This window comes from Melaminivora alkalimesophila, assembly GCF_000282995.1.
GTDB lineage: Bacteria > Pseudomonadota > Gammaproteobacteria > Burkholderiales > Burkholderiaceae_C > Melaminivora > Melaminivora alkalimesophila.
Map to the genome: position 1 here is coordinate 1 of NZ_ALEE01000141.1, position 3,587 is coordinate 3,587.

The window sequence follows — 3,587 nt, forward strand, 5'->3', positions numbered from 1 at the left end:
CCAGCCGCGAGCACGCCCCCTGGGCGCTGGCGCAATACGGCTTTCGCGCCATCATCGCGCCGAGCTTCGCCGACATCTTCTTCAATAACTGCTTCAAGAACGGCCTGCTGCCCATCGTGCTGCCTGAAGCGCAGGTCGATCGCCTGTTCAACGAAGTCTTCGCCTTCCCCGGCTACGAGCTGACCATCGACCTGCCGCGCCAGGTCATCGTGCAGCCGCAGGGCGAGGAAATCCCCTTCGAGGTCAACGCCTTCCGCAAGTACTGCCTGTTGGGCGGCTACGACGACATTGGCCTGACCCTGCGCCACAAGGACAAGATCGCCGCCTTCGAGGCCCAGCGCCTGGCGACCAAGCCCTGGCTGGCACGCACCATGACCTCGGCCTGACCCCCCCACCGAACCATCGAGAGAGCAAGCACCATGAAAATCGCAGTCCTGCCGGGCGACGGCATCGGCCCGGAGATCGTCGCCGAGGCGGTCAAGGTCCTGGAAGTGCTGGGCCTGGGCCTGGAGATGGAGAGCGCGCCCGTGGGCGGCGCGGCCTACGAGGCCGCCGGCCATCCGCTGCCCGAGGCGACGCTGAAGCTCGCGCGCGAGTCCGACGCCATCCTGTTCGGCGCCGTGGGCGACTGGAAGTACGACACGCTCGATCGCCCGCTGCGCCCCGAGCAGGCCATCCTGGGCCTGCGCAAGGCGCTGGGCCTGTTCGCCAACTTCCGCCCCGCCATCTGCTACGAGCAGCTGGTGGGCGCCTCCAGCCTCAAGCCCGAGCTGGTGGCGGGCCTGGACATCCTGATCATCCGCGAGCTGACGGGCGACATCTATTTTGGCCAGCCGCGTGGCCGGCGCACTGCCGAGGATGGTCCCTTCCCCGGCAGCGAGGAAGCCTTCGACACCATGCGCTACTCGCGCCCGGAGATCGAGCGCATCGCGCGCGTGGCCTTCGAGGCGGCAAGAAAGCGCAACAAGAAGGTCACCAGCGTGGACAAGGCCAACGTGCTGGAGACCTTCCAGTTCTGGAAGGACGTGGTCACCGAGGTGCACAAGGACTACCCCGACGTGCAGCTGGAACACATGTACGTGGACAACGCCGCCATGCAGCTGGTCAAGGCGCCCAAGGCCTTCGACGTGATCGTCACGGGCAACATGTTTGGCGACATCCTGAGCGATGAGGCCTCGATGCTCACCGGCTCCATCGGCATGCTGCCCTCGGCCTCGCTCAACGACAGGAAGCAGGGCCTGTACGAGCCCAGCCACGGCAGCGCGCCCGACATCGCCGGCAAGGGCGTGGCCAACCCGCTGGCGACCATCCTGTCGGCGGCCATGATGCTGCGCTTCTCGCTGGGCCAGGCCGAGGCGGCCGACCGCATCGAAGCCGCCGTCAAGGCCGTGCTGGCGCAAGGCCTGCGCACGCCGGACATCTGGAGCGAGGGCACCACCAAAGTGGGCACGCAGCAGATGGGCGATGCGGTGGTCAACGCCCTGCGCTGAACGCGCGTTCCTAGGGGCATGCAGCCCGGCCGGCCGCATCCCCTACAATCTCCCGCCATGCATGTCGCCCGCCCCTTCCCCGTGAAGCATCGGCCCGCCCCCCGGGCCGGCCGGGGCGCGCGCGACCTTGGCACCACCAAGACCACGACCATCAAGGGCTGACCAGCCCCGGCATCGTCGTGCGCCCCTCCCGGCCCAGACGAGCCGGGGCAAGGTAGAAGCAGCCGCCGGTCACGTGCGCACTGTTTTTGCAACCTTGTTTTGAAAGGGCGTTTTCCCATGAGCAAGCAACTGGTAGGCCTCGTCGGCTGGCGCGGCATGGTCGGCTCCGTCCTGATGGACCGCATGCAGGCCGAGGGCGACTTCGAGCTGATCGAGCCGGTCTTCTTCTCGACCTCCAACGCCGGCGGCAAGGCGCCCGCCATGGCGCGCACGCACACCGAGCTGAAGGACGCGGGCGACATCGCCGAGCTGGCCAAGTGCAGCATCGTCATCACCTGCCAGGGCGGCGACTGGACCAAGGAGGTCTACCCGAAGCTGCGCGCCAGCGGCTGGCAGGGCCACTGGATCGATGCCGCCAGCGCCCTGCGCATGGAGGACGGCGCCGTCATCGTGCTCGACCCGGTCAACGAGGGGCTGATCAAGCGCCGGCTGGCGGCCGGCGGCAAGGACTGGATCGGCGGCAACTGCACCAACTCCATCCTGCTGATGGGCCTGGCGGGGCTGTTCAAGGCCGACCTGGTCGAGTGGGTCAGCTCCATGACCTACCAGGCGGCCTCGGGCGGTGGCGCCAACCACATGCGCGAGCTGCTCAAGGGCATGGGCGTGATCCACGCGGCCGTGGCGGACGACCTGGCCACCCCTGCTTCCGCCATCCTGGACATCGACCGCAAGGTCGCCCAGACCATCCGCGAGGACGTGCCCACCGAATTCTTCGGCGCGCCGCTGGCGGGCGGGCTGATCCCGTGGATCGACTCGCAGCTCGACAACGGCCAGTCCAAGGAAGAGTGGAAGGGCCAAGCCGAGGTCAACAAGATCCTGGGCACCGACCGCCCCATCCCCGTCGATGGCCTGTGCGTGCGCATCGGCGCCATGCGCTGCCACTCGCTGGCGCTGACGCTCAAGCTGAAGAAGGACCTGCCGCTCGCCGAGATCGAATCGCTCATCCAGGGCGGCAACCCCTGGGTGAAGTTCGTCGCCAACGAGCGCGCCCTCACCGTGAAGGAGCTCACGCCGGCCGCCATCACCGGCGGGCTGGACATCGGCGTGGGCCGGGTGCGCAAGCTCAACATGGGGCCGGAGTACGTCTCGGCCTTCGTGATCGGCGACCAGCTGCTGTGGGGCGCCGCCGAGCCGCTGCGGCGCATGCTGCGGATCCTGTTGCAGGCCTGAGCGCGGGGCCTTCCGGGCGCGCTGTTGCGGCGCGCCCGGCGGCCCTGGCACGGATACCCGTTGTTACGGGTCGTTGTCGGTTTCCAACATCCCAACGGGCCTTTGTGAAGCCGCTCCCGCGGGGGCAAATGTCCGCCGCCCTGCGCAGCTTGTCACTGCAAACCGTTGCTGCTATGGTGCTTTTTACATATTCATACGCGCCGGCGCGGCCTTGCCCATGGCCACAAGAAAATTGCCCCCTCCGGCCCCTTCCCCTTCACCGTTTTTCGTCGCCATGCACCGCTGGAAATTCTCTGCCCTGGCTTCGGCCATCGCCATCACAGCGGGCCTTCACGCTTACGATGCCCATGCACTGGCCCTGGGGAGGATCCACGTGCAGTCCGCATTGGGCGAGCCGCTGCGCGCCGAGATCGAGCTGCCCCAGATCACCGCTGCCGAGGCCGAGTCGCTGCGCGTCGCCCCTGCCAGTCCGGAAGTCTTCCGCGCGCAGGGCATGGAATACTCGACCGCGGCCCACGGCGTCCAGGTACAGCTGCACCGCCGCCCCGATGGCAGCGCGGTGCTGCGGCTGTCCAGCAGCCGCCCGATCAACGAGCCCTTCGTCGATCTGGTCATCGATGCCAGCTGGAGCTCCGGCCACATCGTGCGCAGCTACACCATGCTGTTCGATCCGCCGTCGCTGCGCCGCCCCGAGGCGGCCGTGAC

Annotated in this window: 4 protein-coding genes; all 4 read left to right on the forward strand. The window is 68.1% G+C overall.

Features of this window, described 5'->3' with window-relative positions:
• Positions 1–386, forward strand: a 386-nt coding sequence (leuD, locus tag A612_RS02115) for a 3-isopropylmalate dehydratase small subunit (protein WP_019372961.1), incomplete at its 5' end; no start/stop codon positions are given.
• Between the two features lie 33 nt (positions 387–419).
• On the forward strand, positions 420–1,490 hold the full coding sequence (gene leuB, locus A612_RS02120) for a 3-isopropylmalate dehydrogenase (protein WP_019372962.1): 1,071 nt from the start codon (positions 420–422) through the stop codon (positions 1,488–1,490).
• Positions 1,491–1,769: 279 nt separating this feature from the next.
• Positions 1,770–2,882, forward strand: coding sequence for an aspartate-semialdehyde dehydrogenase (gene asd, locus A612_RS02125; RefSeq protein WP_019372963.1), 1,113 nt, complete (start codon positions 1,770–1,772; stop codon positions 2,880–2,882).
• Positions 2,883–3,156: 274 nt separating this feature from the next.
• Positions 3,157–3,587, forward strand: a 431-nt coding sequence (locus A612_RS02130; protein ID WP_420891021.1) for a type IV pilus assembly protein FimV, incomplete at its 3' end; no start/stop codon positions are given.